This is a genomic window from Stenotrophomonas sp. TWI1151 (genome assembly GCF_039673135.1).
In the GTDB taxonomy this organism is placed as follows: domain Bacteria; phylum Pseudomonadota; class Gammaproteobacteria; order Xanthomonadales; family Xanthomonadaceae; genus Stenotrophomonas.
Genome location: NZ_JBDJLA010000007.1, coordinates 36,469 through 59,713 on the forward strand (window position 1 = coordinate 36,469; position 23,245 = coordinate 59,713).

General features: G+C 68.1%; 22 protein-coding genes and 2 riboswitches. Of the genes, 13 read left to right on the plus strand and 9 right to left on the minus strand.

The features are described from left to right. Positions 1-67 precede the first annotated feature (67 nt). The 9 genes from ABE422_RS10225 (at position 68) to ABE422_RS10265 (ending at position 9,485) form a co-directional block, all read left to right on the plus strand. Complete coding sequence (locus ABE422_RS10225; RefSeq protein WP_313209054.1) at positions 68-1,198, plus strand: LysM peptidoglycan-binding domain-containing protein; 1,131 nt, start codon at positions 68-70, stop codon at positions 1,196-1,198. Positions 1,199-1,272: 74 nt separating this feature from the next. Continuing rightward, positions 1,273-2,412 carry a DNA-processing protein DprA gene (dprA, locus tag ABE422_RS10230; protein WP_346482913.1) on the plus strand — a complete coding sequence of 380 codons (1,140 nt, stop codon included), beginning with the start codon at positions 1,273-1,275 and terminating at the stop codon, positions 2,410-2,412. Between the two features lie 42 nt (positions 2,413-2,454). Continuing rightward, entirely contained in the window at positions 2,455-2,928 is a 474-nt protein-coding gene (locus tag ABE422_RS10235) for a DUF494 family protein (RefSeq protein ID WP_088433666.1), read from the plus strand. A 38-nt stretch (positions 2,929-2,966) separates the two neighbouring features. Further along, positions 2,967-3,713 carry a pilin gene (locus ABE422_RS10240; protein ID WP_346482914.1) on the plus strand — a complete coding sequence of 249 codons (747 nt, stop codon included), beginning with the start codon at positions 2,967-2,969 and terminating at the stop codon, positions 3,711-3,713. 45 nt (positions 3,714-3,758) lie between these two features. Further along, positions 3,759-4,667 (plus strand): RDD family protein, encoded by a 909-nt coding sequence (locus ABE422_RS10245; protein ID WP_313209051.1) that lies wholly within the window; start codon positions 3,759-3,761, stop codon positions 4,665-4,667. A gap of 194 nt (positions 4,668-4,861) precedes the next feature. Then, positions 4,862-7,363 (plus strand): DNA topoisomerase I, encoded by a 2,502-nt coding sequence (locus tag ABE422_RS10250; RefSeq protein WP_346482915.1) that lies wholly within the window; start codon positions 4,862-4,864, stop codon positions 7,361-7,363. 67 nt (positions 7,364-7,430) lie between these two features. After that, the gene (locus tag ABE422_RS10255) at positions 7,431-7,991 is read left to right on the plus strand and encodes a Sua5/YciO/YrdC/YwlC family protein (RefSeq protein ID WP_346462937.1); all 561 of its coding nucleotides are present in this window, start codon (positions 7,431-7,433) and stop codon (positions 7,989-7,991) included. 43 nt (positions 7,992-8,034) lie between these two features. Next, positions 8,035-8,838 carry a DUF4124 domain-containing protein gene (locus ABE422_RS10260; RefSeq protein WP_346482916.1) on the plus strand — a complete coding sequence of 268 codons (804 nt, stop codon included), beginning with the start codon at positions 8,035-8,037 and terminating at the stop codon, positions 8,836-8,838. Further along, positions 8,835-9,485: a DUF4124 domain-containing protein gene (locus tag ABE422_RS10265; protein WP_313209047.1), complete on the plus strand. Its 651-nt coding sequence runs from the start codon at positions 8,835-8,837 to the stop codon at positions 9,483-9,485. Before ABE422_RS10260 ends, ABE422_RS10265 begins: the two co-directional genes overlap by 4 nt. A gap of 95 nt (positions 9,486-9,580) precedes the next feature. Here the strand turns inward: ABE422_RS10265 and ABE422_RS10270 are convergent, their stop codons facing one another. Further along, positions 9,581-10,357, minus strand: coding sequence for an SDR family oxidoreductase (locus ABE422_RS10270; RefSeq protein ID WP_046274143.1), 777 nt, complete (start codon positions 10,355-10,357; stop codon positions 9,581-9,583). Positions 10,358-10,511: 154 nt separating this feature from the next. Between ABE422_RS10270 and ABE422_RS10275 the strand changes: the two genes are divergently transcribed. Next, entirely contained in the window at positions 10,512-10,748 is a 237-nt protein-coding gene (locus ABE422_RS10275; RefSeq protein WP_313219494.1) for a hypothetical protein, read from the plus strand. A 74-nt stretch (positions 10,749-10,822) separates the two neighbouring features. Here ABE422_RS10275 and sppA read toward each other — a convergent pair whose 3' ends face one another. From sppA to ABE422_RS10295, 4 genes are all read right to left on the minus strand, one after another. After that, positions 10,823-12,730 (minus strand): signal peptide peptidase SppA, encoded by a 1,908-nt coding sequence (gene sppA / locus ABE422_RS10280; RefSeq protein ID WP_313219493.1) that lies wholly within the window; start codon positions 12,728-12,730, stop codon positions 10,823-10,825. Positions 12,731-12,805: 75 nt separating this feature from the next. Beyond that, entirely contained in the window at positions 12,806-14,170 is a 1,365-nt protein-coding gene (locus ABE422_RS10285; protein ID WP_313219492.1) for an MATE family efflux transporter, read from the minus strand. Positions 14,171-14,289: 119 nt separating this feature from the next. After that, complete coding sequence (locus ABE422_RS10290; RefSeq protein WP_313209043.1) at positions 14,290-14,853, minus strand: DUF3106 domain-containing protein; 564 nt, start codon at positions 14,851-14,853, stop codon at positions 14,290-14,292. Then, positions 14,846-15,850, minus strand: a complete 1,005-nt coding sequence (locus tag ABE422_RS10295; RefSeq protein WP_346482917.1) for a hypothetical protein — start codon at positions 15,848-15,850, stop codon at positions 14,846-14,848. Before ABE422_RS10295 ends, ABE422_RS10290 begins: the two co-directional genes overlap by 8 nt. A 437-nt stretch (positions 15,851-16,287) precedes the next feature. Between ABE422_RS10295 and ABE422_RS10300 the strand changes: the two genes are divergently transcribed. Further along, positions 16,288-18,468, plus strand: coding sequence for a primosomal protein N' (locus tag ABE422_RS10300; protein WP_313209041.1), 2,181 nt, complete (start codon positions 16,288-16,290; stop codon positions 18,466-18,468). Between the two features lie 61 nt (positions 18,469-18,529). Here the strand turns inward: ABE422_RS10300 and ABE422_RS10305 are convergent, their stop codons facing one another. Then, positions 18,530-19,150 (minus strand): glutathione S-transferase, encoded by a 621-nt coding sequence (locus tag ABE422_RS10305; protein WP_070472123.1) that lies wholly within the window; start codon positions 19,148-19,150, stop codon positions 18,530-18,532. Positions 19,151-19,224: 74 nt separating this feature from the next. Next, positions 19,225-19,986 (minus strand): NYN domain-containing protein, encoded by a 762-nt coding sequence (locus tag ABE422_RS10310; RefSeq protein ID WP_102788585.1) that lies wholly within the window; start codon positions 19,984-19,986, stop codon positions 19,225-19,227. Positions 19,987-20,148: 162 nt separating this feature from the next. Between ABE422_RS10310 and ABE422_RS10315 the strand changes: the two genes are divergently transcribed. Next, positions 20,149-21,441, plus strand: coding sequence for an NAD(P)/FAD-dependent oxidoreductase (locus tag ABE422_RS10315; RefSeq protein ID WP_346482918.1), 1,293 nt, complete (start codon positions 20,149-20,151; stop codon positions 21,439-21,441). Here ABE422_RS10315 and ABE422_RS10320 read toward each other — a convergent pair whose 3' ends face one another. Continuing rightward, on the minus strand, positions 21,442-21,786 hold the full coding sequence (locus ABE422_RS10320) for a ribonuclease E inhibitor RraB (protein ID WP_313209039.1): 345 nt from the start codon (positions 21,784-21,786) through the stop codon (positions 21,442-21,444). An 86-nt stretch (positions 21,787-21,872) separates the two neighbouring features. Beyond that, positions 21,873-22,142: a GIY-YIG nuclease family protein gene (locus ABE422_RS10325; protein WP_313209038.1), complete on the minus strand. Its 270-nt coding sequence runs from the start codon at positions 22,140-22,142 to the stop codon at positions 21,873-21,875. Positions 22,143-22,186: 44 nt separating this feature from the next. After that, positions 22,187-22,280, plus strand: a riboswitch (glycine riboswitch). Positions 22,281-22,288: 8 nt separating this feature from the next. Beyond that, a riboswitch (glycine riboswitch) is annotated at positions 22,289-22,380 on the plus strand. Positions 22,381-22,473: 93 nt separating this feature from the next. Between ABE422_RS10325 and ABE422_RS10330 the strand changes: the two genes are divergently transcribed. After that, positions 22,474-23,091 (plus strand): trimeric intracellular cation channel family protein, encoded by a 618-nt coding sequence (locus ABE422_RS10330; RefSeq protein ID WP_313209037.1) that lies wholly within the window; start codon positions 22,474-22,476, stop codon positions 23,089-23,091. The last annotated feature ends 154 nt before the right edge of the window (positions 23,092-23,245 follow it).

Below are 23,245 nucleotides of genomic sequence, written 5' to 3' on the forward strand. Positions count from 1 at the left end.
GCTTGCCCCGCGCCCCGGTTTCTGGACTATAGTGCGCGAACCTGTTGGGGAATCAGGCACCACATCTATGTTTGAACGAACTCGTACGGTCGTCGCCGTGGCGATGCTGACCGTCGCTACCTATGCTACCGCCGTGGAAATGAATGGCGGGCACCCGGATACCTATGTCGTGCGCAAAGGGGACACGCTATGGGACATCTCGGCGCGTTTCCTGCAGAAGCCTTGGCTGTGGCCGGAGATCTGGCAGGCCAACCCGCAGGTCAAGAATCCGCACCTGATCTACCCGGGTGACGTGCTCAGCCTGGCCTATCTGGACCGCGTCGTGGCCCAGCCCGGCCCGCGCCAGGAGGCCCCGATCAACGGCGTCCCGCTGGAGCAGGTCGAGCCCTTCCTGAAGCAGCTGAGCGTGGTCGACGAGGTCAAGTCGCTGCCCTACGTGGTCAATCTGGAAGAAAACCGCCTGCGCGCCACCACCGGCCAGACTGCCTATGTGCGCGGCCTGGAGAACGCCCAGGTCGGCCAGCGCTACGCGGTGGTCCGCCCGACGGTGCAGTACGCCCTGCCCAAGCCGACCGAAGACCTCAATGCCCGCGGCGATACCACGCCCGGCAGCGGCAACCTCTGGAAGACGTTCATCGTGCCGAGCAAGCGGCACCAGACGCTGGGCTACGAACTGGCCCAGATCAACGTCGGCACGGTGAGCCGGGTACAGAGCGGCAGTGTCGAGGTGACCTCGCTGGTGCTGCAGGGCCAGGTGGACGGCCGTGAAGTCCGCGCCGGTGACCGCCTGGTTCCGGTCGAGGCCCGCCCGTACGACCTGCAGTTCGTACCGCATGTGCCCGCGCCGCAGGCCGTCGATCTGGACGTGCGCGTGCTGGCCGTCGCCGACACCTTCACCTCCGGCGGCCCGCGCGATGTGATCGCGATCTCCGCCGGCAGTGCCAACGGGGTCGACAACGGCACCGTGTTCTCGCTGTGGCGCCAGGGCCGCCATGTGGCCCACCGCATGGATTACCCGAACTCGTCGCGGATGGACGATTCGCTGACCAGCGGTGCCGGCCGGGTCACCCTGCCGGACGAGTACGCTGCCCATGCGATGGTCTTCCGCACGTTCGAGAACGTCAGCTACGCGCTGGTGATGGAAGGCGTGAAGCCGGTCAGGGTCGGCTATTCGGCACTGCATCCGGATAAGCAGTAAGCGCGGCGGAGTCCTACCCTGCGATCCGACGGCGCCCTAGGGCGCCGTCGTCATTTCCGGGCCAGGGTATCGGGATGCCCATTCCCTGCCTTGCCGCCTCCACCGCCCTGCTCACCCTGGTCCTGGCCGGGGGCGCGCTGCCGCCTCGCCTGCGCCTGCTGCGCCAGTTCTCCGATGCGGCGGCCGCCCTGCAGGCCGGCCCGACCGCCTGGCGGGCCGCCGGCTGTACTCCAGCGCAACGCGCCCGGCTCGCGTTGCCGGACGAACGCTACCTGGCACAGGCCCTGGCATGGCTGGCCGAGGAGCACCATCACCTGCTCGGCGTGACCGATCCGGACTACCCGGCGCTGCTCAACCAGATCGAGGAACCGCCCGTGGCGTTGTTCGTGGACGGTGACCCGGCGCGGCTCTGGCACCCGGCGGTGGCGGTGGTCGGCAGCCGCTCGCCCACTGCCGGCGGCCGCGAGCACGCGCATGCCTTCGCCACCGCGCTGGCCGGCGAGGGCTGGTCGGTCATCAGCGGGCTGGCGGCCGGGGTCGATGCCCACGCCCATGACGGCGCATTGCAGGTGACCGGGGGCATGACCGTGGCCGTGGTCGCCACCGGCCTGGACCAGACCTATCCGCCCCGGCATGCCGCGCTGCATGAACGGATTGCCGCCACCGGCGCGGTGGTCAGCGAGTACGCCCCGGGCATGCCGGCAACCCAGGCGCACTTCCCCGCACGCAACCGGATCATCGCCGGGCTCAGCCTGGGCACCCTGGTGATCGAGGCCGCCGAGCGCTCCGGCGCCCTGATCACCGCGCGCTGCGCGGCCGAGGCGGGCCGCGAGGTGTTCGCCCTGCCCGGCTCGATCCGCAATCCCCGCGCCCGCGGCTGCCATCGGCTGATCCGGCAGGGCGCAGCGCTGGTGGAGACGCCGGCCGAGGTGACCGCCGGGTTGGCCGCGCTCGCCCAGACCCTGGCCGGGGCCTTGCGAACCCGCTTGGACGCCCCCACTGAACAGGCACGACCGGCGCCCGAGCGCGCCCCTTCCTACACCGACCCGGACTACCAGTGCTTGTGGAAAGCCCTGGATCATGACCCAACGGGTATGGATTCATTGATCCAGCGCAGCGGATTGACGGCGGCCCAGCTGTCGGCCATGCTGCTGGTCATGGAACTGGATGGAAAGGTAATGGCCGCCTATGGTCGCTACTGTCGAAAACCCTAGTTTCTTCACCTCCACAGCGTCGTTGACGCAGGCCGAGGGGCAATGAAAGAGAGCATTCTGGATGTCCTGCTGTACCTGTTCGAACACTATTTCAGCGAAGACGCGGACCTCATCCGCGACCGCGACTCCCTCCAGAACGGCCTGATCCAGGCCGGCTTCAGCCCCACCGAGATCAACAAAGCCTTTGACTGGCTGGACGCGCTCGCCGAGCAGCGCCCGGCCGTGGTGCTGGGCCGCGTCAATGGCCCGGTGCGCATTTTCCATGGGCCCGAGCTGGACAAGCTCGACGTGGAAGGCCGTGGCTTTTTGATGTTCCTGGAGCAGCACGGCATCCTCGATGCCAGCCAGCGTGAGCTGGTGCTCGACCGTGCGATGGCGCTGGACCAGGACGAACTGGACCTGGACGACCTCAAGTGGGTCGTGCTGATGGTGCTGTTCAACCAGCCCGGGGCCGAGGCCGCGTACGCCTGGATGGAAACCCAGATGTTCGTGGACGAGCCGGAACCGCTTCACTGACCTTACACTGAGCGCCTTGCGCATTCAGGAGCGGGCCGGTGGACCAGTGGTTCTTTGCAGAAGGAAACAGTCAGCAGCGCGGTCCGCTGCCTGCTGACGAGTTGATCGCGCTCTACCATTCCAGCCGCATCGCACTGGATACGCTGGTCTGGCGCGACGGCATGGCCCAGTGGCAGCCGCTGGAAACCGTGGCGGCCGAGATCGGCCTGGACATCGCCCCCGCCGTCGAGGTGGTGGCAGAGCCGGTTCCCGGCCCCGCCGTGCCACCGGCGCTGCCCGCCGCGCCCGGCGTTCCCGTCACCCCCGTGTCCCCCGCCAACCCCACCGCCGTTCCCCCACCCCGCAAGGGATTGAGCGGGTGCGCGATCGTGGGCATCGTTGCGGCCGTGATCGTGGTGCTGGTGCTGATCGTCGGCGCGGTCCTCGCCTCGTTCGCGCTGCCCGCCTATCGGGACTATGTGGCGCGGGCCAAAACCAGTGAAGCACTGGTGACGCTGGCCGCGGTCAAACTCGCGGTGGCCGGGTTCCACAGCGCACATGGCCGCTGCCCGGTCAACGATGACGAGGGCTTCCAGCCGGCCGAAGCCTACGCCGACGGCGCGATCAACGCCGTGCGGATCGGCCGCTTCAACAATGGCCACTGCGGCGTGGAAGCCGAGCTCACCGTGCCCGGCAATGCCGCGCTGGACGGCAAGCTGTTGTGGCTGGACTACAACGGTGCCGGGCAGTGGGAATGCAGCGGCGAGCCCGACGATACCTACCTGCCGCTGGAATGCCGCGGCTGATAACGGACACATGTCCATGGATGCACCCAACAGGGGATTGAAGCAATGACTGAGTGGTATTTCGCCGATGGCCAGGAACGTCAGGGGCCGCTGAGCGCAGAGGAGATGCGCCAGCGCTTCCAGCGCGGTGACATCACCCTGGCCACGCTGGTGTGGCGCGAAGGGTTCGCGCAGTGGGCGCCACTGTCCGAGGCCGTCGATGAGCTGCAGCTGCAGCATCTCGCCGCGGCCGCCAGCAATCTCGGCAGCGGCATCGACCTGCGCGGGGACTACACCGCCATCGACAATGGCACCGCGCCACTGCCGGGCACCGGTGGCGGCACCTACTCGCCGTACACCGCGCCTGCCGCGGCCACCGGCTACGCCAACACGGCCGTGGTCCATGGCCAGGACGTGGTCTATGCCGGTTTCTGGAAGCGCTACGCCGCCTACTTCATCGATTACATCCTGCTCACCGTGGTCACCCTGCCGCTGAGCATGATCATCAACGTGATGGGCGCCGGCTCGGGCAACGAAGGCGTACAGGTCGCGCTGACGCTGGTGGTGATGCTGCTCAGCATGGTGATCAGCATCGGCTACTACGCCGGCTTCCACGCCTCGCGCGGTGGCGCCACGCTGGGCAAGATGGCCGTCGGCATCAAGGTCGTGCGCGGCAATGGCGAGCGGATCAGCTTCCTGCGGGCCTTCTGCCGCTACCTGGCAACCATCGTCAGCAGCCTGATCCTGATGATCGGCTTCATCATGGCCGCCTTCACCGAGCGCAAGCAGGCATTGCACGACATGATGTGCGACACCCTGGTGGTGGACAAGTGGGCCTTCACCGAGCACCCCGAGCTGCAGCAGCGCGGCCTGGGCACGGTCACCATCGTGATCCTGGTGATCGCCGCACTGGCCGTGGTGGCCCTGTTCGGCGTGATGATCGCGATGATCGGCGTGATCGCCTCGATGTCCTGATCCGAGCCATCCTCACACCGGGCCGCTTGACATGAGCGGGCCCGGCGTGATTCCACTAATAGGCAGAAAGCTGAACGCCCGGCCCACCCCCGGGCGTTCGGTTTATGTATATCGCCCGCGCCGCTTCACTAATGCGGCCATTTGCTCCACCCTAGCGGCCCTCCCCGGGGCCCTGCCCATAGAATCCTGACGCCATGCCCAAGCACCTGCTCATCGTCGAATCGCCCGCCAAGGCCAAGACGATCAACAAATACCTCGGCAAGGACTTCACTGTCCTGGCCTCGTATGGGCATGTGCGTGACCTGGTGCCCAAGGAAGGCGCGGTCGACCCCGACAACAACTTCGCGATGCGGTACGACCTCATCGAGAAGAACGAAAAGCACGTCGATGCCATCGTCAAGGCCGCCAAGAGCGCCGACGACATCTTCCTGGCGACCGATCCGGATCGCGAGGGTGAAGCGATCAGCTGGCACATCGCCGAGATCCTGAAGGAGCGCGGGCTGGTCAAGGACAAGCCGATGCAGCGCGTGGTCTTCACCGAGATCACCCCGCGCGCCATCAAGGAAGCGATGGGCCACCCGCGCGAAATCGCCGGTGACCTGGTCGATGCCCAGCAGGCGCGCCGCGCGCTGGATTACCTGGTCGGCTTCAACCTGTCCCCGGTGCTGTGGCGCAAGGTGCAGCGCGGCCTGTCCGCCGGCCGTGTGCAGAGCCCGGCACTGCGCATGATCGTCGAGCGCGAAGAAGAGATCGAAGCCTTCATCGCCCGCGAGTACTGGAGCATCGATGCGCTGTGCGCGCATCCTTCGCAGCACTTCAATGCGCGCCTGATCAAGCTGGACGGGCAGAAGTTCGAACAGTTCACCGTGACCGACGGCGATACCGCCGAGGCCGCGCGCCTGCGCATCCAGCAGGCCGCCCAGGGCGCCCTGCACGTCACCGACGTGGTCAGCAAGGAGCGCAAGCGCCGCCCGGCGCCGCCGTTCACCACCTCCACGCTGCAGCAGGAAGCCTCGCGCAAGCTCGGTTTCACCACGCGCAAGACCATGCAGGTCGCGCAGAAGCTGTATGAAGGCATGGCGATCGGTGAGGAAGAAGGCACTGTCGGCCTGATCTCGTACATGCGTACCGACTCGGTGAACCTCTCGCAGGACGCGCTGGCCGAAATCCGCGATGTGATCGCACGCGATTACGGCATCGGCTCGCTGCCGGACCAGCCCAACACCTACCAGACCAAATCCAAGAACGCCCAGGAAGCGCACGAAGCCGTGCGTCCGACCTCGGCGCTGCGCACCCCGGCCCAGGTGGCGCGCTTCCTCACCGATGACGAGCGCAAGCTGTACGAGCTGATCTGGAAGCGCGCCGTCGCCTGCCAGATGATCCCGGCCACGCTCAACACCGTCAGCGTGGACCTGTCGGCCGGCAGCGAGCATGTGTTCCGCGCCAGCGGCACCACCGTGGTCGTGCCCGGCTTCCTGGCCGTGTACGAGGAAGGCAAGGACAACAAGAGTGCCGACGACGACGATGAAGGCCGCAAGCTGCCGGCGATGAAGCCCGGCGACCGCGTGCCGCTCGATCGCATCCTGGCCGAACAGCACTTCACCCAGCCGCCGCCGCGCTTCACCGAAGCGGCGCTGGTCAAGGCGCTCGAGGAGTACGGCATCGGCCGCCCCTCGACCTATGCCTCGATCATCCAGACCCTGCTGTTCCGCAAGTACGTGGAGATGGAGGGCCGCAGCTTCCGCCCGTCCGACGTCGGCCGCGCGGTCTCCAAGTTCCTGTCCAGCCACTTCACCCAGTACGTGGATTACGACTTCACCGCCAAGCTCGAAGACGAGCTCGATGCCGTGTCGCGTGGCGAGGAAGACTGGATCCCGCTGATGGCGCGGTTCTGGGAACCGTTCCACAAGCTGGTCGGCGAAAAGAACGAATCGGTCGATCGCGCCGAGGCCAGTGGCGCGCGCGAGCTCGGCACCGACCCCAAGACCGGCAAGCCGGTCAGCGTGCGCCTGGGCCGCTTCGGGCCGTACGCGGCAATCGGCAGCACCGCCGAGGACGCCGAGGACAAGCCCAAGTTCGCCTCGCTGCGCCCCGGCCAGTCGATGCACACCATCTCCCTGGAAGACGCGCTGGAGCTGTTCCTGATGCCGCGTGCGCTCGGCCAGGACAAGGACGAGGACGTCAGCGTCGGCATCGGCCGGTTCGGTCCGTTCGCCAAGCGTGGCAGCACCTATGCCTCGCTGAAGAAAGAAGACGACCCGTACACCATCGACCTGGCCCGCGCCGTGTTCCTGATCGAAGAGAAGGAAGAGATCGCGCGCAACCGGATCATCAAGGAATTCGAGGGCAGCGAGATCCAGGTGCTGAACGGTCGCTTCGGCCCGTACATCAGCGACGGCAAGATGAACGGCAAGATCCCGAAGGATCGCGAGCCCGCCTCGCTGACCCTGGCCGAAGTGCAGACGCTGATGGAAGAAACCGGCAAGCCGGTGCGCAAGGGCTTCGGCAAGAAAGCCGCCAAGAAGGTCGTTGCCAAAAAGGCGCCGGCCAAGAAGGCTGCCGCTGGCGAAGCGACCAAGAAGACCGCCACCAAGAAGGCTGCGGTGAAGAAGGTTGCCAAGAAGGCCACGGCGAAGAAGGCCACCAAGAAGGTGGCCAAGAAAGCCGTGAAGAAGGCCGTCAAAAAGGCCTCCTGACCGCCCTGGTTGCCCCCTCCCGCCACGGCGGGAGGATAATGCGGGCCATGCACCCGGGTCGCCTGTCATGAACGAACTCACTGTGGACACTGCCCTGCCTGCGCTGCGCGCCGGCGGGGTGATCGCCTATCCCACCGAAGCGGTCTGGGGGCTGGGCTGCGATCCCGCGCACGAAGCGGCGGTGATGAAGCTGCTGCAGCTCAAGCAGCGCCCGGTCGAGAAGGGGATGATCCTGGTTGCCGCCGATCCGGCCCAACTGGATGGCTGGGTGCGGATGGATGCCCTGCCGCTGGATCGCCAAGGCGCGGTCCTGGCCAGCTGGCCCGGTGCCAACACCTGGATCCTGCCCGCTGGCGAACGCGCGCCGCGCTGGATCACCGGCGAACACAGCGGCATCGCGGTGCGCATCAGTGCGCACCCCCTGGTCGCCGCGCTGTGCCGCGCCTGGGGCGGCCCACTGGTCTCCACCAGTGCCAACCTCGCCGGCGAGCCGCCAGCACGCACACGCGCCGAACTGGACCCGCGCCTGCTGGCGTTGCTCGATGGCCTGATCGATGGCCAGACCGGTGGCCTGGCGCAGCCCACGCCGATCCGCGATGCGCTCAGCGGCCAGGTATTGCGCAGCTGAGCCGCCTTTTGCGCCCGGGCGGGCAAAGCCGCACACTGGCCGCATGACCCTGCGCCCTGCTCTGTGGTTGTCCCTGCTCACGTTGCTGAGCCCTGCCGTGCCCGCCGCCGCGCAGAGCGACAACGTGCGCGTCTACCGCTGCGTGGGCAGCAACGGCGCCGTCTCGCTGCAGGACGCGCCATGCCGCGAGGGCCGGCAGGAAGTCCGCGACCTGCAGCGCCCACGCGACCCGGCCCCGCAGGTAGTGCGCAGCGACCGCGCGCCCGACCCGATGCCTGCCCCGCGCGCACCCGAGCGCGAGGTGCGCTACGTGCACGTGCAGCCGCCGCAGCCGATGTACGAGTGCACCACCAGCGAGGGCGACAGCTACGTCAGCGACAGCAACGAGGGCAATCCACGCTGGGTGCCGATCTGGACCGAGGCCTATCTGCCGTATCCACCTGGCCCGAGGCCGCCGTCGGGTGGCTATCGGCCGTCGCGTCCGCTGCCACCGATCGCACCGATGGGCAGCGGTTCGGTGAGCAGCAGTGGCGGTGCGGTCTCGGTGACCGGCAACGGCTCGCGGGTGGGCGGCAGCATCAGCATCGGCGGCGGCAGCTCGCACTGGCAGGGCGGTGGGTATCCGCATCCGGGGTGGGGCAACAGCGTGGTGGTACCGGCCGGCAACGTGCTGGTGCGCGACGAATGCCATTCGCTGCCCGCACAGGAAGTCTGCGCGCGGCTGAAAGACCGGCGCTGGGCGCTGATCCGCCGCTACAACAGTGCGCTGCAGAGCGAACGCGACGCGCTGACCCGCGAGCAGCGCGGGATCGATGCGCGCCTGGACCAGGACTGCGGGGGGGCATGACACGCTGCCTGCTGCTTCTGTTGCTTGTGAGCCTGCCCGCTGCGGCGGACGAGGCGGTGTTCTTCCGCTGCACCGATGCGGGCGGCCAGTTGACCATCCAGAGCGTCGCCTGCCCCGCTGGCAGCGAGCAGCGCATCCAGCGGATCAGCGCGCCGGTGCGTGGCCCGGCAGCCGTGGAGAATGCGCCGGCTGCGCCCACCCCTGACTACCGCATGCCACCGTTGCCGCAGGACGGCGACGAAGACAGCGGCCTGCTCGACAGCGCAGCGCTGCGCCCGGCAGCCGCGGCGGAGGAGCCCGACGACGCCCGCCCACCCAAACCGCCGCTGCCGGAGATCTACCAGTGCGTTTCTGCCGATGGCGGCCGCTACCTGCATGAGCGCGAGCCGGCCCCGTCACGCTGCGAATCGCTGGCCCTTACCGGCCTGGGGGGCAGCCATGCGCCGAGCAATGCAGCCAGCTGCGAAGTGGTGCGCGATGCCTGCGAGCCGGTAGCGGAGCAACAGCGCTGCAGCAGCTGGCAGCAGCGCTTGCGCGATGCGCGCGGGCGCGAGCGCTTCGCTGCGCCGGAGAACCAGGCCGCGGCGACCGCCGAACGTACGCGGCTGGAAGCCGTGTTGGCCGAGAGCGATTGCCCCGTGCCATGACCGGGTTTAACCCCGCGTCGTGACTGGATTCACCGTGCGTCATGACCGCGTTCTGCCGCGCACCCTGTGACCGGCAGTGCCGGCCGCTGGCCGGCTCAGAACCCGTAGCGCAGGAACCCGCCGTCCACCGCGATGCACTCGCCGGTGACGTAGCTGGAGGCTGGCAGGCACAGGAAACCGACCGCCGCCGCCACCTCTTCGGGCTCGCCGATACGGCGCATCGGCGTGCGGTCGATCACCTGCTCGTAGTAGTCCGGATCGGACAACGGCCCGGAGGTCCGCCGGGTGCGGATGTACCACGGCGCCACGGCGTTGACGCGGATGCCGTCCTCTGCCCACTCCACGGCCAGATTGCGGGTCATCTGGTGCATCGCGGCCTTGGTCATGCCGTACACCGCGCCGCTGCGCACGTGGGTCAGGCCGGACACGCTGCCGACGTTGACGATCGCCGAGGCCGCGTGCCGCGCCAGCAGCGGGTGCGCGTAGCGCGACAGCTCGAACGCCGAAAACAGGTTGGTCTCGAAGATCCCGCGCCACTCGTCTTCGGTGTATTCGGTGGCCGGCTTGCTGATGTTGCCACCGGCGTTGTTGACCAGGATGTGCAGCCCATCGCTGTGGTCCTCCACCCAGTCCAGGATTTCGCGGCGGTCCTCGTCATCGGAGACGTCGGCAGCCAGCCCGTGGATCTCACGATCCGGGTAGGCATCAGCCAGTTCATCGCGGGCCATCTCCAGCGCATCCGCATCGCGGCCGACGATCAGCAGGTCCGCACCGAAGCCCAGCAGTTCGCGCGCGATCGCCAAGCCGATGCCGGCACTCGCGCCGGTGATCAATGCGGTCTGTCCATCCAGTCGCCAACGTTGCGCGCTCACGTGCTTCTCCTGCGGTGATCCATGGGATGCAGCACCCACGGTGCGGCCCGGATAGGATAACGCGCGATGGCCGGCCTACCGGACGCCATCACGCGCAAGGCGCGAGGCGGTGGGACACTGATGCTCCGCTACCGGCTCACCGAGGGAGGTTGCCATGACGATCCGTATTGCCCTGCCGCTGCTCGCGATGATCGCGCTGAGCGCCTGCAACCGGCCAGTGCCACCGGCACCGGACACACCACCGGAACCGCAGGCCACTGAACTGCGCGATGCGATCCAGGCACCGATCGACCGCGCCAAGGCGGTCAGTGACACCCTGCAGCAGTCCGCCGATGCCCGCGCTGCCGAAGCCGACCGCGCCAGCGGTGACACGCCACCGCCCAGCCCCTGACACGCATCGGCCGGATGGCAGAACGCCCGGCACAGGCCGGGCGTTCGGGTGTCACACAGTACCGCTGAGGCCGCTTACAGACCGCAGAAGCAGTACACCAGCGTCTTGACCGGCGCGGCGTTGTTGCGCGGGTCGCGTGCGGCGTCTTCGACGAAGCGCAGCTGGGTGTCCAGCTCCGGCATCGAACGGGCCAGCATCAGACGGGCCATGCCCGACTCGCCCAGCATCCAGGCACCGGCATGGCTGCCGGCGAAGCCGCTGAGGAACTGCGCGAACGGCGTGGCCGCCTTCTCGATGTAACGCACGCGGAACTTGCCGGCCTCACCAAGCTTGGCGCGGCTGGCGGCATCCGCCACCGCGGCCTTCAGGCCACCGAAGTCATCGACCAGGCCACGTTCCTTGGCCTGCGCACCGCTCCACACACGACCGCGGGCGACTTCATCAACCGCTTCCACCGGCTTGTTGCGCGCGGCGGCGACCTTGCCGGTGAAATCGGCGTAGCCCTTGTTGATCACCGACTGGATGACCTGGCCCACGGCCGGGTCCATCGGGCGGGTGATGTCGAACGCACCGGCGAAGCGGGTGGTGCCCACGCCATCGGTATGCACGCCGATCTTGTCCAGCGAGCGGGCCACGTTCGGGATCATCCCGAAGATGCCGATCGAACCGGTGATCGTGGAGGGGTCAGCGTAGATGCGATCGGCATTCATGCTGATCCAGTAACCGCCCGAGGCGGCCAGATCGCCCATCGAGACCACCACCGGCTTGCCGGCTTCCTTCAGCGCGACCACTTCACGGCGGATCTGCTCGGAGGCGAACACTTCACCGCCCGGCGAGCTCACGCGCAGCACCACGGCCTTCACGTCCTTGTCGTCGCGCGCTTCGCGCAGCAGGGCCGAGGTCGACTCGCCACCGATGCGACCGGCCGGCAGATCGCCACCGGAGATTTCACCGGACGCCACGATCACCGCCACCTGCGGACGCGAATCCACCGGCGAACGGCGGCCATCGAGCACGCTCAGGTAGGCATCCAGATTGACGTTGCGGTAGCCACCGTCCGCGTCGTCGTCGGCGATGCCGCGCTCGGTGAGCAGGGTGTCCACTTCCTCGCGCGTCTTCAGGCCGTCCACCAGCTTCTGCTGCAGGGCGAACTTGGCCAGGTCGCCACCGGCGGCGGCGATGCCTTCGGGCATGGTATCGATGCCGGCGGCCAGCTGGGCCGGGTCGAGCTTGCGTGCCTTGGCGATGTCGGCCAGGTAGCGCTGCCACACATCGTTCATCCAGAACAGGTCGGCTTCCTTGGCCTGCGGCGATGCGGCGTCCAGCACGTACGGCTCGGCGGCCGACTTGTACTCACCCACCTTGAACAGGTGCACGTCCACGCCCAGCTTGTCCTGCAGGCCGGTGCGGAAGTACTGGCGATAGCGGCCCAGGCCCTCGAGCACCACGCCGCCCATCGGGTCCAGGTAGACCTCATCGGCCTGCGAGGCCAGCAGGTACTGCGACTGGCTCATGTTCTCGCTGAAGGCCACGACCTGCTTGCCGGCGGCACGCAGTTCCTGCAGCGCAACGGTCACTTCGCGCATCGAGGCGAAGCCGCTCGGCTGCAGCTTGTCCAGCTCCAGCACCACACGCTCGATCTTCTTGTCGGTCTTGGCCGCCTCCAGCGCGCGGATCAGATCACGCAGCTGGATTTCTTCGGCGCCCTTGTCACCGACGGCCTTGCCCAGCGCGCGGCTGACCGGATCGGCGCTGAACTGCTCGACCAGCCGACCTTCCGGCGCGATGACCAGCGTGGTGCGGTCCTGCAGCGACGCCTTCGAGGTCGCGCTCTTGCCCATCGCGACGATGAAAAGGATCAGGATCAGGAACAGCAGGCCGAAGAACACCAGGTTGAGGATGAGCCGGCGGGTAAAGTTCATCACATCCCACAGCCCGATGAAGAAGCTGGCGACGGGATTGCGACGCGCGGGTTGGTTCATGGGGGTAACTCCAGAGTGGCTTCTTGCCGTGGTGCCAGAATAGCCGTTGCCGGGCGCGCCGGCATCGGACACAAGTCAGGGGGTCGATGGGAGGCCGGCACGGGCGCTGCTCACGCGCAGGCGCCAGGCCATGAGGATCGCGGCGGCGGTCAGGCCCAGGATCAGGCCCAGCCACATGCCCTGCGGGCCCATGCCCAAGCCCAGTCCCAGCCCGGCGCCGAGCGGCATGCCCAGGCCCCAGTACGAGAACATGGCGATGAACATCGGCACGCGGGTGTCCTTCAGGCCGCGCAACGCACCGGCCGAAAGCACCTGGATGCCATCCGGGAACTGGAACGCGGCTGCATACAGCAGCAGGGTCGAGGCCAGTGCAGCCACGCCCAGATCGTTCGTGTAGACGCCGACGATGGCGTCATGGCCAAGCAGCAGCACCAGCGCCGACAGCGTCTGGGTGCCCAGGATGATCAGCAGCCCGGCGATCGCCGCGCGGCGCACACCCAGCCCGTTGCCGCTGCCGACCGCATGGCCGACCCGCACCGTGGTGGCTTCGGCCACGCCCATCGGGATCATGAAGCACAGCTGCGCCACATTGATCGCGATCTGGTGCGAGGCCGCTTCGGTGGCGCCGAGGCGGCCGATCAGCAGCGCGGTGACGATGAACAGGCCGCCTTCCATCAGCACGGTGATGCCGATCGGCAGGCCGGTGCGCAGCAGCTCCCAGATCGCGCTCCAGCGCGGCGCGTCGAAGTGCGAGAACAACTGCAGGTGGGCGAAGCGCTTGGTCTTCCACAGGTAACCGGCAAAGCACAGCGCCTGCAGCCACATCATGATCGCCGAGGCCATGCCCAGGCCTTCGGCGCCCAGCTCGGGGAAGCCGAGCTTGCCGTAGCAGAGCACGTAGCCCAGCGGCGCCAGCACCAACAGGCCACCAAAGCCGAGCAGCATGGTCGGCAGCGTCCAGTGCATCCCTTCGCTGAGGTAGCGCATGCAGAAGTACAGCGTCAGCGCTGGGCCGCCCCAGCGCACCGCATGCAGGAACGCGGTCGCGCCGGGCACGATATCCGGCGCGATGCCGAACGCCGGCAGCAGCGGCGGCACCACCGTGAGGAAAGTGAACATGATCAGCCCCAGCCCCAGCGCCAGCCACAGCGCCTGGCGGAACAGCGGACCGATCTCGCGCTCGCGGCCCGCACCGTGCAGCTGCGACACCGAGGCGGTCAGCGAGATCAGGGTGCCGATCGGGATCAGCATCGGCAGCCACAGCAGCGCCGTGCCGATGGTGACGGCCGCGAGGGTGTGGGTGCCGTGGTGACCGGCGATCACGTTGTCGACGAAAGAGATCAGGCCGGTGGAGACATGGCCCAGAACCAACGGCAGCGCGAGCAGACCGGTGGCGCGCACTTCCCGGGAGAGGCGCGGCGTGGAGGAAGCGGTAGACATGGGAGTCACAGACGGCAACTACGGTCGCGCGCGGAGGGCACAGGCACCGGGTTGCGGCCCGCCATCTTACGCGCGCGGCCGGGGAAAAGCCGCGCTTTCAGGTAAACGGGCCGAAGCCGTCAGTGGCCCACGTTCTCGCGCAGCCAGCTGTCCCGTGCGGCCGGCGCCACGCCAAGGAATTCGGCGCGCACGCGGTCGCGGTCCTGCGGTGGAGTGCGCTGGGCGACCAGGGTCAGCTGGGTGAGCTGGGAGGGCGTGAGCTGGCGCAGCACCGCCAGCGCGGTGGGGCGCTGCTCGGCCGGCAGATACCCGAACAGGCCCTGCAGCTTGGTGAACTCATGCCCGAGCTGTGGGCCAAGCAGCCAGCCGTCGCGGAAGCGCTGGTCCTGTTCGGCGAAGCGCTGGCGAAGCGCCTGCTGCTGGGCCGGCGGCAGCGCCGCCACGCGCGCCGCCGCGGCGCGGACACGGGCACGCTCGCTTTCGGTCATGGCCTGCCAGGCGGCATAGCGGCTGCGCAGCTCGCGCAGCTGGGCCGGATCCAGCGCTGCGGGGGTGGTCGGGATCGCCGGTGCAGTGGCACTGGCCGGCGCCGGCACCGCGAGCGGCACCTCCACCCGGTTGGGGGCGGCGATGGCCGCACTGGAAAGCCCGAGGGCGATCAGCAGGAAGACAGGCTTACTCATCGGCGGCAGCCGTCTCCAGGCCGGCGGTAGCGGGTTCGGGGCGGCTCGGCTGGGCCTGGGATTCATCCACGGGCACGGGGCCACCCGCAGCAAACCATGCGTACAGATCGGCATCGCGGGCGGTCGGCAGATCCGGATCGGCCAGCATCGCCGCGTCCGTGGCCGCGTAGGGCGAGGCGGTCGGCGCCACGGTCGGCAGGTCGGCCGCCGGCAACGCTTCGACCGTGACCGGGCCGGCATCGGCGACGGCACCTTCGGGGGTATCGGCCATGGGCTCGCCACCCTGACGGGCGTGTTTCCACCACGCCGCGCCGCTGAGCAGCACGCCGGCAGTGACGGCCACGATCAGCACGCCCTTCCACGGGAAACGACGGCCGCGCTGGCGCTTGAGCGGACGGCGCTGGGTGGGGGCATCGGACTTGACCGGCGTGCGCCAGGAGGCGGTATCGGGTTGCTGGCTGGCCGGGGCCGCCACCGGTTGCTGCAGGCGCTGCAGCCGGCTGGCGGGCAGATCGCGGATACGCAGCTGGACCTGCTCGGCCAGCGCGCGCCAGCCGGCGGCATCCGGGTTGCCATGGGCATCGCGCGGGCAAGCATCGGCCAGTGCGTGCTGGTAGTCGGCCATCGGCAGATCCAGGATCTGCGCGGCCGCGGCTTCATCCAGCCCGCCACCGATCCGCAGCACAAAGGCCAACCGCGCCGGCGGGGTCAGCCCGGCCAGGTGCTCCAAGGGGGCAGGCCAACGGCCTGCGGCCGGCTCGCGCAACGGCGCGCGGTGCACCAGCAGCGACCAGAACCGCTCCGGCCACTGGGCCATGGGCAGATCGCTGGCGATGCCGGCGAAGGCGCGCATGACGGCGACCAGCGCCTGTTCGGCGACGGTCGGGTCGCCGCACTGCAGCTCGGCCACGACCAGGGCGCGGCGTTCAACGCCACGGAGAAACGCCGACAGCGCGCCGGCTGCGGTAGAAGAAACGGGGGCGGGCGCAGCCGTCATAGCAACTCCATCATTGTGTGGAAATGATAGCGATTGCGTCACTCCAGCGGCGCGCGGATGTTCATTTCCTGTGAGCGGCCACGCTCCGCAAAGCCTTCCGGCGCAAAAGGTTGTGCACAGCACCACGCAAAACCGGGGTAGAACCACACGTGAGCCCCACGTCAAGTCTGTTTCAACTTTGTTTCACAGCTATGTTGTTGTTTTTATTGCTTATTGTTGCTTGGCTATTTTTTGACCAACCTGAGCAGAACGTCGGAAGTTCCTGACGCAAGGCGGTCACATACGCAGTGGCACACAGACTTATCCACAGAAGATGTGGATAAGCCTGAATCTCCAATCAAGTCGGATATTTAGGTGGGATTTATGATTGGGCGCGCACCCGGTTGAGACGGTGAATGGGCGTGATCCGCTCCGCCCCTGCCCGCTACACTGGCCCGATGACCTCCTCGTCTTCGACCCTGCGCGTCGCCCTGCCGGTGCCGCTGCCGCACTTGTTCGACTATGCCCCGCCGCCCGGGCCAGCCCCGGACCCGGGGATGACCGGGCAGCGGGTCCGGGTGCCGTTCGGCTCGCGGGAGCTGATCGGCGTGGTGGCCGGGATCGGCCAGGTCGAGGACCCGGGCAGCCTGCGTGCCGCGATCGAGTGGATCGACACCACGCCGCTGGTGACCGGTGAGCTGTGGCGCTCGCTGCAGTGGCTGGCGCGCTACACCCATGCCCCGCTGGGCGAGGTGATCAGCACGGCCCTGCCCGGTCCGCTGCGGCGGGGTGAGGCCGTGCCGGACACCCATCAGTGGGGCTGGCAGCTGACGGCGGCCGGCCGCGACCCGCAGCCCAAGCTGCGCAGCGGTACCCGCCCGCAACGTCTGGCCGAGTGCCTGGCCGAGGGCGTGGTGAACGAAGACCGCCTGGATACCTTGATGGACGACTGGCGCAGCGCGGCCCGGTCGCTGGCCAAGCGCGAGCTGGTCGAACGGATCGCGCTGGCGCATTCACCGGCCATCGCCTCGCCGGCAAGCGGCCCCGCGCCCAACGCCGAACAGGCCGAGGCGATCGCCGCGATCACCGCCGCCGACGGTTTTGGTGCCTTCCTCCTCGATGGCGTGACCGGCAGCGGCAAGACCGAGGTCTACCTGCAGGCGATCGTCGCCTGCCTGGCACGCGGCAAGCAGGCGCTGGTGCTGGTGCCGGAGATCGGGCTGACCCCGCAGACGCTGTCGCGCTTCCGCAACCGCCTGGGCATTCCGGTGCATGTGCTGCACTCGGGCTTGAACGACAACGAGCGCGCCCGCGTGTGGGCCGCCGCCGCGCGGGGCGAAGCACAGGTCATCGTCGGCACGCGCTCGGCGGTGTTCACGCCACTGCCGCATGCGGGCCTGATCGTGATCGACGAAGAGCACGACGGCAGTTACAAACAGCAGGACGGCATCCGCTATCACGCGCGCGATTTCGCGCTGGTACGCGCCAAGGCACTGGACGTCGCCGTCGTGCTCGGCAGCGCCACGCCGTCGCTGGAATCGCTGCACAACGCGCATGCCGGCCGTTACACCCACCTGCGCCTGAAGCAGCGCGCCGGCGCCGCGCGCCCGCCGGTGGTGCGCGTGCTCGATGTGCGCAAACGACCGTTGCGCGATGGGCTCTCGCCGGAAGTACTGGCCGGCATCACCCAGCATCTGCAAGCCGGGCACCAGGTGCTGGTGTTCAAGAACCGCCGCGGTTATGCGCCCGTGCTGCTCTGCCATGACTGTGGCTGGACCGCGCCGTGCCAGCGCTGCGATGCGCCGATGACCGTGCATGCCGGTGGCCGGCGCCTGCAATGCCACCATTGTGGTGCGCGCCAGTCCGCGCCGCTGGCGTGCCCGGACTGCGGCAGCCTGGCGCTGCAGCCGCAGGGCATCGGTACCGAACGGCTGGAAGAACATCTGGTCGAGGCCTTCCCGGAGTTCCCGGTGATCCGCATCGACCGCGGCACCACCGGCAAGCGCGATGCGCTGGAAACCCAGCTGGCCTTGCTGGGCGATCGCGCGGGGATTCTGGTCGGCACGCAGATCCTGGCCAAGGGTCACGACCTGCCGAAGCTGACCCTGGTGGTAGTGGTCGGCATCGATGAAGGTCTGTTCTCGGCCGACTTCCGCGCCAGTGAAAAGCTCGCCCAGCAGCTGATCCAGGTCGCCGGCCGCGCCGGGCGTGCGGTGGATGCCGGCGAGGTCTGGCTGCAGACCCACCACCCGGGGCATCCCCTGCTGGAGACGCTGGTCAACGGCGGCTACCACGCCTTTGCCGATGCGGAGCTTCAGCAGCGCGAGGCGGCCGGTTTCCCGCCGTTCGCGCACCTGGCGCTGCTGCGTGCCGAAGCGCAGCAGGTGGAGCATGCCAACGCGATGCTCAGTGCGGTGCGCGCGTTGATTCCCGACGATGCCGCGGTGGAACGCTACGGCCCGATGCCGGCACCGATGCCCCGCCGCGCCGGCTACCAGCGCACCCAGCTGCTGCTGTCCTCACCCGCGCGACGCCCACTGCATGGCGTGCTGGACCAGGTGACGCCGCAGATCTCCGCGCTGCCGCAGGCACGCAGGGTGCGCTGGTCGCTGGATGTGGATCCGATGGATCTGTACTAGGCCGGCAGGTGCCGACCGTTTGTCGGCACGAGGTAGTGCCGGCCGCTGGCCGGCACCCCGATCAGGTCAACGCCGTCATGACCCCACGCTGGTACGCCGGCCGCTGCTTCAGCCGTTCGTACCAGGCGGCCAGATGCGGCAGGTCCGGCCGCTGGATCGGCATCTCGAACCAGGCATAGATGAAGGCGCCCAGCGGGATATCGCCCATCGCGAACTGCTCACCGGACAGATACGGCTGCCGCGACAAGGCCTCATCGGCCATGGCCAGCAACTCGCCCGAGCGCACCAGTGCGGCAGCGATGCGCGCCTCATCCCGATCAGCGGGCGCGGTCCGCAACGTGCCCCAGAACAGATCGCGGAACACGCCGGCGAAGGTCGAGGTGGTCCAGTCCATCCACTTCTCCGACTGCGCGCGCGCCACCACGTCCTCCGGGTACAGCGTGCCCAGCGCGTAGCGCGCGCAGAGATAACGCACGATCGTGTTGGATTCCCACAGCGGCAGGCCCTGGTCCTCGATCACCGGCACCAGCCCGTTCGGATTCATCGCGCGGTACGCCGGCGACTGCGTGCCACCGAATGCACCGCCGACTTCGATCGACTCGTAGGGCGCACCGATCTCCTCGGCACACCACAGCACTTTGCGCACGTTGCTGGAATTGCGACGGCCCCAGATTTTCAGCATGATCGGACTCTCGTATCGGGCGATGCGCGGCACGGGTCGCGCGGTGCGGATACGATACGCCCAACGGCGGGCTGTTACTTCGTCGCCTTCGCCGCACTCTTCTTCGGCAGCGCGCGCACATACGTCGATTTGCCGTCCTTCTTCATCTCGAACAGGCCGGTCGCGGCCAGCAGATCGCTGAGTTTGCCGTACCCGTAATTGCGCGAATCGAAGGAGGCCTGGTTGCCGATCTGGCTGCCGACCGGGCCCAGGTGTGACCAGCCATCCTCGGCTTCGGCCGAGGTCACCGCGCGGCGCAGCATCTGCACCAGGCGGGTGTCGTTGCGCAGCTCCGGGCCGCTCTTGCGCGGGCGGGTTTCCTCGTTGTCCTGCTCCACTTCCTGATCGGCCGCATGCGGCTGACCCAGCGCTTCGATGTAGGTGAACTTCGAGCAGGCGTTGACGAACGGCTCGGGCGTTTTCTTTTCGCCGAAGCCGTACACCTTCACCCCGTCGGTCAGCAGGCGCATCACCAGCGGGGTGAAATCCGCGTCGCTGGAGACGATCGCAAAACCGTCCAGATTGCGGGCGTACAGCATGTCCATCGCGTCGATCACCATGGCCATGTCCGAGGCGTTCTTGCCGCGGCTGTAGGCGAACTGCTGGATCGGGCGGATCGCGTATTCGTGCAGCACCGATTCCCACCCTTTCAAGCGCGGACTCTTCCAGTTGCCGTAGGCGCGGCGGACATTGGCCACGCCATAGCGGGCGACTTCGGCCAGCACCGCATCGATCTTGGACGAGGGCGCGTTGTCGGCATCGATCAACAGGGCGATGCGCTTTTCCGGTTCGGACATCTCGGTCTCCTGGGCGGGATCGGATCGGCCATCGGGCAAGTGCGATGGCCCCTGAACCCAGTATCGGCCATCGACGTGAACATCGCGCTTCACGTGCGACCATGGGCCGCATCACGAGACGACCTGCGCCGCCCCCCGCCGGCGCCCGCCAAGGAGTGAAGCATGACCCGCGATCCCACGCTCCACCTGCTCATCATCGGTGGCGGTTTTGCCGGCCTCTGGGCTACCCGTGCCCTCGCCTCGGCGCACGTGCGCATCACCCTGGTGGACCGTCGCAACCACCATCTGTTCCAGCCGCTGCTCTACCAGGTGGCCACCGCCGGCCTGTCCGCGCCGGATATCGCCGCACCGCTGCGCCACATCCTCGGCGACCAGCGCAACGTTGAAGTGCGGCTGGGCGAAGTGACCGACATCGACAAGGCGGCGCGCACCGCGACCCTGGCCGATGGCACGCAGATCGCCTACGACACCCTGATGCTGTGCACCGGTGCCACCCATGCGTATTTCGGCCACGACGAATGGGCGGCTGATGCGCCGGGCCTGAAGACGCTGGACGATGCCATCGCGCTGCGCCGCAAGCTGCTGCTCGCCTTCGAGCGCGCCGAGGCCGAACCCGATCCCGCGCGCAAAGCGGCCTGGCTGAGTTTCGCCGTGGTCGGTGGCGGCCCCACCGGCGTGGAACTGGCCGGCACCCTGGCCGAGATCGCGCGGCACACGCTGCGCAATGAGTTCCGCCATATCGATCCCGCCTCGGCCAAGGTCCGCCTGGTCGAAGCCGGCCCGCGCGTGCTGTCGACCTTCCCCGAGGTGCTCTCGCTCAAGGCACGGCGGCAGCTGGAAAAGCTGGGCGTGGAAGTGCTCACCGGCACCCCCGTCAGCGACATCAATGCCGAAGGCTTCCAGCTCGGCGAGCGCTTCGTCGAGGCCCGCACCGTGGTCTGGGCCGCCGGTGTCGCCGCCTCACCGCTGGCGCGCACGCTGGACGTGCCACTGGATCGCGCCGGCCGCGTGCCGGTGCAGCCCGATCTCACCCTGGACGGCCACCCGGAGATCTTCGTCGCTGGTGACCTGGCCGCACTGACCCAGGCCGACGGCAAGCCGGTGCCCGGCGTCGCGCCGGCGGCCAAGCAGATGGGCAAGCACGTGGCCACCACGATCCAGGCGCGCCTGGCCGGCAGGCCCGCACCCGGGCCGTTCAAGTATCAGGACTTTGGCAACCTGGCGACCATCGGCCGCATGGCCGCCATCGTCCACCTCGGCCGGCTGCAGCTCTCCGGGGTGCTGGCCTGGTGGTTCTGGCTGGCCGCGCACGTGTTCTTCCTGATCGGCTTCCGCAACCGCGTGGTGGTGCTGTTGAACTGGGCGGTGGCGTACTGGAGCTACCAGCGCAGCGCCCGGATCATCTTCGGTGATGCGCAGGACGATCGCCGACCGAAACGACCGCCCACGCCCTGATCAGCCCTGCGACAGACATCCCCAGCCATCGACCTGGCCGCTGTAGGAGACCGCCTCGCTGGCGAGCAGACCTTCGAAGCCCGAGATGTTCTGGTGGGTCGGCAGCATCAGCGGATGCACCACCACCTGCCACGGGTAGTCGTCGTTGCCCTCGTACGCCGCGAAGGACACCTTCTGGTCGTTCTTGAGCAGGTGCACGGCGAAGGCGATCGCCACGTCCTGGGTCGGGAAGATCAGCGCGAAATCCACCTCGCGCGGAATCGACAGGTCGTCGCCATCCTGCAGCATGTTCCAGAGCACATCGCCATTCTCATCTTCCGGGTACAACGACAGATCGCGGGACATGGCACTCCAGGGCTTGGGCAAGCGGATCAACGAACGAGGGTCGATGGTATGCCGCCAACGAAGGCCCGAACAACCCGCACGCGGGGCTACGTGGGATCGGGCAGCGCCAGCCACGCCAGCTTGCGCTCGCGCGGTTGCCGCTTGAGCTGCCACTCGGCCTTCGACGCCGTCGCGCGGTCCGGGTAGGCGCGCATCGCCAGCACCTTCACCGGGGGGTTGGCCCGGGTGTACTTCGCCCCTTTGCCGGCGAGATGGGCCTGGAAGCGCGCGTCCACGTCGTTGCTGATGCCGGCGTAATAGCTGCCGTTGCGGCATTCAAGCAGGTACAGGTACCAGAGGGCGGGTTCAGCGGGCATACCGGGATTATCCCCCGGCACGGGCCCGGCGGCTGCTAGAATCCGCCCCGGATGCAGGAGAGAGGCGCCGCGCTGGCGCCCGCCGAAGGCGCAGGCTCCCATAATCGCTCAGGCCGGTGGCTGCACAGCCACCAACCATGCATCCGACACGCCGATCTGGAGAGAGGTCTTCAATGACCCGCCGAAGGGGCACGTGGCCTTGGCCACCGAACTCTCAGGCAAAAGGACAGCGGGAGCGGCAACGGAATCCCACCCCACGACAGTGCAGCGGCGCTGGCGTGATGCGTGTGCGTTTCCGTCCCCGCCTGACGTGCTTCCCGGAGCCACCCCCATGCTGCTCTCCCTGATCTACCTCATCGCCATCTCGGCCGAAGCCATGACCGGCGCGCTGTCGGCCGGCCGCCGCCGCATGGACCTGTTCGGCGTGGTCATCATCGCCTGCGTCACCGCGCTCGGTGGCGGCTCGCTGCGCGACATCGTGCTCGGCCATTACCCACTGGGCTGGGTGAAGCACCCGGAGTACCTGGGCTTCACCATCTGCGCGGCGCTGATCGCGACCTGGGTGGCGCGCTGGATGCACCACTTCCGGCGCACCTTCCTGGTCCTCGATGGCCTGGGCCTGATCGCGTTCACCCTGATCGGCTGCGCAGTCGCGCGCGAAGGCGGGCACACCGTGCCGATCATCCTGATCGCCGGCATGCTGACCGGTGCGTTCGGCGGCGTGCTGCGCGATGTGCTGTGCAACGAGGTGCCGTTGATCTTCCAGAAAGAACTGTATGCCGTGATCACCCTGCTCACCGGGGCGGCCTACCTGACCCTGCTGGAACTCGGTGTATCGCTCAACGCGGCCACGCTGTGGTGCCTGGGCGGTGGCTTCCTGTTCCGCCTGCTGGCCATCCACTTCAACTGGGAAATGCCGAAGTTCGTATACCGCGACGAGGTGCATTGAACGGAACGTTCAATGCACCGGTAGCACCCGACCGTTGGTCGGGTGGCCTGACACACGTTCAATGCACCGGTAGCACCCGACCGTTGGTCGGGTGGCCTGACATACGTTCAATGCACCGGTAGCACCCGACCGTTGGTCGGGTGGCGGCGTGTAC

Coding starts and splice junctions, on each gene's coding strand:
- ABE422_RS10255 (WP_346462937.1), top strand. CDS start 7,431: ATGAACGAACTCACTGTGGACACTGCCCTGCCTGCGCTGCGCGCCGGC.
- ABE422_RS10225 (WP_313209054.1), top strand. CDS start 68: ATGTTTGAACGAACTCGTACGGTCGTCGCCGTGGCGATGCTGACCGTC.
- ABE422_RS10245 (WP_313209051.1), top strand. CDS start 3,759: ATGACTGAGTGGTATTTCGCCGATGGCCAGGAACGTCAGGGGCCGCTG.
- sppA (WP_313219493.1), bottom strand. CDS start 12,730: ATGAACCAACCCGCGCGTCGCAATCCCGTCGCCAGCTTCTTCATCGGG.
- ABE422_RS10285 (WP_313219492.1), bottom strand. CDS start 14,170: ATGTCTACCGCTTCCTCCACGCCGCGCCTCTCCCGGGAAGTGCGCGCC.
- ABE422_RS10310 (WP_102788585.1), bottom strand. CDS start 19,986: ATGTCCGAACCGGAAAAGCGCATCGCCCTGTTGATCGATGCCGACAAC.
- ABE422_RS10265 (WP_313209047.1), top strand. CDS start 8,835: ATGACACGCTGCCTGCTGCTTCTGTTGCTTGTGAGCCTGCCCGCTGCG.
- ABE422_RS10325 (WP_313209038.1), bottom strand. CDS start 22,142: ATGCCCGCTGAACCCGCCCTCTGGTACCTGTACCTGCTTGAATGCCGC.
- ABE422_RS10315 (WP_346482918.1), top strand. CDS start 20,149: ATGACCCGCGATCCCACGCTCCACCTGCTCATCATCGGTGGCGGTTTT.
- ABE422_RS10295 (WP_346482917.1), bottom strand. CDS start 15,850: ATGACGGCTGCGCCCGCCCCCGTTTCTTCTACCGCAGCCGGCGCGCTG.
- ABE422_RS10235 (WP_088433666.1), top strand. CDS start 2,455: ATGAAAGAGAGCATTCTGGATGTCCTGCTGTACCTGTTCGAACACTAT.
- ABE422_RS10250 (WP_346482915.1), top strand. CDS start 4,862: ATGCCCAAGCACCTGCTCATCGTCGAATCGCCCGCCAAGGCCAAGACG.
- ABE422_RS10290 (WP_313209043.1), bottom strand. CDS start 14,853: ATGAGTAAGCCTGTCTTCCTGCTGATCGCCCTCGGGCTTTCCAGTGCG.
- ABE422_RS10275 (WP_313219494.1), top strand. CDS start 10,512: ATGACGATCCGTATTGCCCTGCCGCTGCTCGCGATGATCGCGCTGAGC.
- ABE422_RS10305 (WP_070472123.1), bottom strand. CDS start 19,150: ATGCTGAAAATCTGGGGCCGTCGCAATTCCAGCAACGTGCGCAAAGTG.
- ABE422_RS10300 (WP_313209041.1), top strand. CDS start 16,288: ATGACCTCCTCGTCTTCGACCCTGCGCGTCGCCCTGCCGGTGCCGCTG.
- ABE422_RS10330 (WP_313209037.1), top strand. CDS start 22,474: ATGCTGCTCTCCCTGATCTACCTCATCGCCATCTCGGCCGAAGCCATG.
- ABE422_RS10320 (WP_313209039.1), bottom strand. CDS start 21,786: ATGTCCCGCGATCTGTCGTTGTACCCGGAAGATGAGAATGGCGATGTG.
- ABE422_RS10260 (WP_346482916.1), top strand. CDS start 8,035: ATGACCCTGCGCCCTGCTCTGTGGTTGTCCCTGCTCACGTTGCTGAGC.
- dprA (WP_346482913.1), top strand. CDS start 1,273: ATGCCCATTCCCTGCCTTGCCGCCTCCACCGCCCTGCTCACCCTGGTC.